5 protein-coding genes and 1 pseudogene are annotated in these 5,416 nt (G+C 64.4%); all 6 read left to right on the forward strand.

Annotated features, from left to right (window positions below; genetic code table 11):
- Positions 1 to 34: 34 nt before the first annotated feature.
- Positions 35 to 519, forward strand: a pseudogene (locus EOA85_RS26220) (DUF1772 domain-containing protein).
- Between the two features lie 89 nt (positions 520 to 608).
- Entirely contained in the window at positions 609 to 1,643 is a 1,035-nt protein-coding gene (locus tag EOA85_RS26225; protein ID WP_127211708.1) for a class I SAM-dependent rRNA methyltransferase, read from the forward strand.
- Entirely contained in the window at positions 1,643 to 2,500 is an 858-nt protein-coding gene (locus tag EOA85_RS26230; protein ID WP_127211709.1) for an RNA methyltransferase, read from the forward strand. Before EOA85_RS26225 ends, EOA85_RS26230 begins: the two co-directional genes overlap by 1 nt.
- Positions 2,501 to 2,508: 8 nt before the next feature.
- Positions 2,509 to 3,009 carry a signal peptidase II gene (lspA, locus tag EOA85_RS26235; RefSeq protein WP_127211710.1) on the forward strand — a complete coding sequence of 167 codons (501 nt, stop codon included), beginning with the start codon at positions 2,509 to 2,511 and terminating at the stop codon, positions 3,007 to 3,009.
- 52 nt (positions 3,010 to 3,061) lie between these two features.
- Complete coding sequence (locus tag EOA85_RS26240; RefSeq protein ID WP_065010141.1) at positions 3,062 to 4,051, forward strand: MDR family oxidoreductase; 990 nt, start codon at positions 3,062 to 3,064, stop codon at positions 4,049 to 4,051.
- A gap of 111 nt (positions 4,052 to 4,162) precedes the next feature.
- Positions 4,163 to 5,416: PAS domain-containing protein (locus tag EOA85_RS26245; protein WP_164759881.1), on the forward strand; the 1,254-nt coding region annotated here is incomplete at its 3' end.

A 5,416-nucleotide genomic window follows, 5' to 3' on the forward strand; every position in this document is an offset into this window, starting at 1 on the left:
AACGTCTCCGGCGTCGCACCGTTGTTCGGGCGTTATGGAGATACGCGGGTTCCTGTTGTTCTGGTCCATCTTGGCCGCCGTCATGGCGGCGCTCAGCCTTGGACCATTCTTCGCCCATGTCCTGGAATCGGCTCCTCGGCTGACGAAGTGGTCACCTTCTCTCTGGCGCGAGACGACTGTCTTCAAGGCCCAGTTCCAGCTGTTTGCCTCATTGGCGCGCCACTGGACGTGGCCGCGATCGGCTGTCCGGGACTTCTCGCATGGATGCTGCGCAATGACCGTCCGGCGTTCTGGTATGCGTTGGCCGCTGCCGTGCTCTATGCGGTGTCTCTTGCGATGTGGTTTGCTCTCGTCGAGCCGGCGAACGATATTCTGGCCACCTGGGTGCCTGGACCGATCCCGGAAAATTTCGAAGCGATCCGACTGCGCTGGGAAACCGGCCATATGATCGTCGCCGGCTTCAAGGCCGTCGGTTTCGTATCGCTGATTGTCGCCCTGCTTTGGATCAGGCGCGGCTGACCGTTTCGGAAATGTCCAGCGACCGCGTTTGTTGCACCGGTGAAGGTGCTGTGGCAGAAGCGGGCCAAGTCGCCCCGGAGATGCTCTTCTTGAAACCTTTTCGCGACAAACGCCGCGACAGCCGCTCGCATCAGCTCGCAAAGGGCGGGGCGGAACAGGCGCCGCGCGCAACCGGCACAGCATCGGGCAACCGCACCGCGCCGCGCGTCCTTTCCCGCCGCGACGGCGCCCTGCCCGCCGAACACCTGCCGCTGATCCTCGAAGTGGCGCCCAACGCCAACTATGCGCTGCTCGACAGCGGCGCCGGTCAAAAGCTCGAGCAGTACGGGCCCTATCGCATCGTCCGGCCCGAAGGCCAGGCGATCTGGCAAAAAGCGTTGCCGGCCGAAAACTGGGACCGCGCCGACGCCATTTTCACCGGCGACACCGACGAGGAAGGCATCGGCCGCTGGCGCTTCCCCAGGACGCCGCTCGGCGAGACCTGGCCGATGAAGCATGACGGCATCGACTATCTCGGCCGCTTCACCTCGTTTCGCCACGTCGGCGTCTTCCCCGAGCAGGCCTCGCACTGGGACCACATGGCCGGGCTGATCGCGGCGGCGAAGCGACCGGTCAAGGTGCTGAATCTGTTCGGCTATACCGGCCTTGCCTCGCTGGTGGCGGCGCGCGCCGGCGCCGAGGTCACCCATGTCGATGCGTCCAAGAAGGCAATCGGCTGGGCTAGGGAGAACCAGGAGATGGCGGGCTTGTTGCAAAAGCCGATCCGCTGGATCATCGACGACGCGATGAAATTCGCCGAGCGCGAGGAGCGCCGCGGCAGCCGCTACGACATCATCCTGTTCGATCCGCCCGCCTATGGCCGTGGCCCCAAGGGCGAGGTCTGGCAATTGTTCGAGGACCTGCCTGATCTGACCAACCTCTGCCGCTCGATCCTGACGCCGAAGCCGCTTGCTGTCGTGCTGACCGCCTATTCGATCCGCGCCTCCTTCTTCGCCATCCACGCCTTAATGCGCGACACTTTCGCAGGCATGGGCGGCACGGTCGAATCCGGCGAACTGATCATCCGCGAGAAATCCGCCGGCCGGGCGCTGTCGACGTCGCTGTTCTCGCGCTGGGTGGCCTGATGAGCGAGCGGCACGCCGGCGCGCCAGGGCAGGTGAAAGAGGTCACCAGCCTCGCCAATCCGTTGATCAAGGACATCAAGGCTCTCGCCCTGAAGAAATTCCGCGACCAGCAGAACGCCTTCATGGCCGAGGGGCTGAAGCTGGTCATCGACGCGCTCGACCTCGGCTGGTCGATCCGGACGCTGGTCTTCGCCAAAGCCGGACGCGGCAACGCGGCAGTCGAAAAGGTCGCGGCGCGCACGGTTGCCGCCGGCGGCACCGTGCTCGAAGTTTCCGAAAAAGGGCTCGTCGCCATCACCCGCCGCGATAACCCGCAAATGGTGGTCGGCGTATTTTCGCAGAAGTTCCTGCCGCTGAAGGACATCCGCGTTCGAGACGGCGACGTCTGGGTGGCGCTCGACCGCGTGCGCGACCCAGGCAATCTCGGCACCGTTATCCGCACCGTCGATGCCGTTGGCGCCAAGGGCGTCATACTGGTCGGCGAGACCACCGATCCTTTTTCCGTCGAGACCGTGCGCGCCACCATGGGCTCGATCTTCGCCGTGCCGGTCGCCAAGGCGACGCCGGACGCCTTCCTCGCGTGGCGAAAAAGCTTTCCTGGCCTCGTTGCCGGCACACATCTGAAAGGTGCGGTCGACTACCGTTCGGTCGACTTTTCCAAAGGCCCGGTGCTGCTGATGATGGGCAACGAACAGCAGGGCCTGCCCGACAGCCTAGCCGAAAGCTGCGACAGATTGCTGCGGATTCCACAGGCCGGCCGGGCCGATTCGCTCAATCTCGCGGTGGCCACCGGCATCATGCTGTTCGAGATCCGGCGCGGCGCGCTGAAATTTGCCCCGGAGGACGCCAGACCGTGACATCCCAAATGGTGAAATCCCAAACGGCAAAATCGTGGTTACCCTACATCCTGCTGGTCGCCGCCGCGATAGCGCTCGACCAGTGGGTGAAATATCTGGTCGAGACCGGCCTCGCCTTCCAGGAAAAGGTCCATCTTGTGCCGTTCCTGGCATTGTACCGCACCTACAACACCGGCATTGCCTTCTCCATGTTTTCATCCTTCGGCGACACCGGCCTGGTGGTCATCGCCGCTTTCGTCGTCGCATTCGTGCTCTATCTCGCGGCCCGCACTCCGCCCGGCCACGTGCTTACCCGCATCGGCTTTGCGCTGATCGTCGGCGGCGCGCTCGGCAATCTGCTCGACCGCGCCACCCATGGTCACGTGATCGACTACATCCTGTTCCACACCCCGGTATGGTCCTTTGCCATCTTCAACCTCGCTGATGCCTTCATCGCGGTCGGCGCGGTGGTGGTCGTCTTCGACGAACTCATCGGTTGGCGGCGCGAGGCCAAGCCCTCAAGCGATTGACCTGGCCTACTGCCGCCATACAGTGGCCATTCGAAAAGCCCGAGGAGAAGACATGCCCGAAACCTTCAAAGCCATCCTCGTTTCGCGCGATGCCGAGAAGAAGCAGTCGGTCGCGGTGACCGACCTCACCGAGGCCGACCTGATGGAAGGCGATGTCACCGTCGCCGTCGAGGCGACGACGGTGAACTACAAGGACGGCCTCGCCATATCAGGCAAGGCGCCGGTGATCCGCCGCTGGCCGCTGGTGCCGGGCATTGATTTCGCCGGCACCGTCATCTCGTCTTCCCATGCCGACTGGCGCAAGGGGGACAAGGTCATATTGAACGGCTGGGGCGTCGGCGAAACGCATTTTGGCGCCTATGCCGGGCGCGCCCGAGTCAAGGGAGACTGGCTGGTGCCGCTGCCTCAGGGCATGAGCCCGCATGATGCCATGGCGATCGGCACCGCAGGCTACACCGCCATGCTTTGCGTCATCGCGCTGGAACGGCACGGCATCGTACCCGATCGCGGCCCGGTGGTAGTGACGGGCGCGGCCGGCGGCGTCGGCTCGGTCGCGGTCTCGATCCTGTCCAGCCTCGGCTATCATGTCATCGCCTCGACCGGCCGCAGCGCTGAAAGCTCCTACCTGATCGACCTGGGTGCTGCGGAGGTGATTTCGCGCGACGAGCTTGCCCAGCCGGCAAAGCCGCTCGCCAAGGAACGCTGGGCCGGCGGCGTCGACGCGGTCGGCAGTCACACGTTGGCCAACGTCCTTTCGATGACCTCCTATGGCGGCGCCGTCGCCGCCTGCGGCCTGGCAGGCGGCATGGATCTGCCAGCGAGCGTCGCCCCGTTCATCCTGCGCGGCGTTTGCCTGCTCGGCATCGATTCGGTGATGGCGCCAAAGCCGGTCCGCATGGAGGCGTGGCGCCGCATCGGCACGGACCTCGACCTCCAGAAGCTCGCCAGCCTGTCCACGACCATCGGCTTTGATGGCATCATCGACGCCGCGCACAACATCGTCGAGGGCAAGATCCGTGGCCGCGTAGTGGTGGATATGTGAGTTCTGGCGTCTGCCGTTTTGCACGAAAGAAAGGCAAAAAACCGCGCGACCGATAAAATTCGAACGATCCGCCGCAATTTTCCATAATCTCTGTCTGGCAAGGGTTTCCGCATGGTCACGGAATCCGCCATCGGAGAAACGGAGAGCGCCGAAAGCGTCGACGCGATCGGCCCGGAGGCGCCAAGGCGGCAGCATATCGCAGCGCCGCCACTGGCGCCCGAACTGCCCGCCGCCAATCGCGAAGGCCTGCCATTCCTGACGCTCGTCGCCATCGTCATGCTGGCAGGGCTGTCGCACCTGACCGGAGCGCCGATCGTCATCACCGTTGGCCTTTTGGCGACTGGCATGGCCGGTCTCGCCGTGCATCTGCGTGCCAGGCGCACGGTGCGTCGCACGGTTGCCATCCTTGGCGAGACCGCAGCTCGCAGCCGCGCCGAGGTCGAGACCCTGGCCGACCGCATGTGGGAGATGCAGGAGAGCGAGGAACGCTTTCGCGGGCTGATCGACGCGCTTGGCGATCTCGTCGTCCACCGCGACCGTGACGGCCATATCGTCTATGCCAACAAGGTTTTCGCCGATCTTGTCGGAGCCGACCAGCGCGATCTTGCCGGTAGGGCCCTGGCCGAACTCGGCATCGACGTCGGCATCGTTCCCGATGCCGCTTTTTCCGTCCACGAATGCCTGAGCTCCACCGACGTCGCCATTAGCACGCCGATCGGCCCGCGCTGGTTCTCATGGATCGAACTGTCCGTGCGCGACAAGGAGAGCGGCGCCGTCTCGCATCGCGCCATCGCCCGCGACATTACCGCCCGCAAGCACGCCGAATCGTCGCTGATCACCGCCCGTGAGCGAGCCGAATACGCAAGCCAGGCCAAATCGCGCTTCCTCGCCACCGTCAGCCATGAGATCCGCACACCGATGAACGGCATCATGGGCATGGCCAGGCTGCTGGCGGACACCAATCTCTCACCCGAACAACGGACCTATGTGGGCGCCGTCTCGACCTCGGCCAGCGCGTTGCTGGCGCTGATCGAAGATCTGCTCGACTATTCCAAGATCGAGGCCGGCCGCTTCGATCCCGAACCGCAGCCAATGTCGGTGCGCGAGATCGCCGACAACATCGTCGAACTCTTGGCGGCGCGCGCCTTCGCCAAGAATATCGGCCTTGGCTGCCATGTCGAACCCGACGTGCCGCAGATGATCACCGCCGATCCAGGAAGGGTCAGGCAGGTGCTGCTCAACTTGATCGGCAACGCGATCAAGTTCACCGACAGCGGCGGCGTATTGGTGAGCATCGCTCGTGCCTGCACCGAAACCACCGACCGCATATGCTTCACCGTCGCCGATACGGGTCCCGGCCTACAC

Origin of the sequence: Mesorhizobium sp. M5C.F.Ca.IN.020.29.1.1 (genome assembly GCF_003997375.1) — a bacterium.
Lineage (GTDB): Bacteria > Pseudomonadota > Alphaproteobacteria > Rhizobiales > Rhizobiaceae > Mesorhizobium > Mesorhizobium wenxiniae.

Excerpts from the sequence above, each read along its gene's own strand:
- EOA85_RS26230 (WP_127211709.1), top strand. The coding sequence starts at position 1,643 with ATGAGCGAGCGGCACGCCGGCGCGCCAGGGCAGGTGAAAGAGGTCACC.
- lspA (WP_127211710.1), top strand. The coding sequence starts at position 2,509 with ATGGTGAAATCCCAAACGGCAAAATCGTGGTTACCCTACATCCTGCTG.
- EOA85_RS26240 (WP_065010141.1), top strand. The coding sequence starts at position 3,062 with ATGCCCGAAACCTTCAAAGCCATCCTCGTTTCGCGCGATGCCGAGAAG.